General features: G+C 64.1%; 1 protein-coding gene. It reads left to right on the top strand.

Annotated elements, in window-relative coordinates:
* Positions 1-515 (top strand): type VI secretion system tip protein TssI/VgrG (gene tssI / locus QCE69_RS39370; protein ID WP_309936163.1); only part of this gene is annotated, 515 nt, incomplete at both ends.

Here is a 515-nt window from a genome sequence, read left to right as displayed (position 1 = left end):
GTCGTTGGCCCGGCAGGCGAGACCATCTGGACCGACCAGCACGGCCGCGTGAAGCTGCAATTCCGCTGGGACCGCTACGGCAAGAGCGACGAGAACAGTTCGTGCTGGGTACGCGTCTCGGATGCCTGGGCCGGTTCGAATTACGGTGGGATCTACATCCCGCGCATCGGTCAGGAAGTGGTGGTGGATTTCATGAACGGCAACATCGATCGCCCGCTCATCACAGGACGCGTCTACAACGCCTCGCAGATGCCGCCGTTCAACCTGCCCGACTCGGCCACGCAGAGCGGCTTCCTCACGCGCACGCCCGGCGGCAACAGCAGCAACGCCAACATGTTCCGCTTCGAGGACAAGCAAGGCTCCGAGCAGATCAAGCTGCACGCCGAGCGCAATTACGACACGTCGGTGGAAGCGAACACCACGCACACCACAGCCGGCTCACACACCATCGAAGTGGGCTTGCCGCTCGCTTCGGGCGACAGTTCGACTTCGCCGCCGCCATCCGGCGCGCAACG

The organism is Caballeronia sp. LZ032, assembly GCF_031451315.1.
In the GTDB taxonomy this organism is placed as follows: Bacteria; Pseudomonadota; Gammaproteobacteria; order Burkholderiales; family Burkholderiaceae; genus Caballeronia.
The sequence above is the reverse complement of the archived record's forward strand: the minus strand, read 5'-3'. Positions and strand labels throughout refer to the sequence as shown.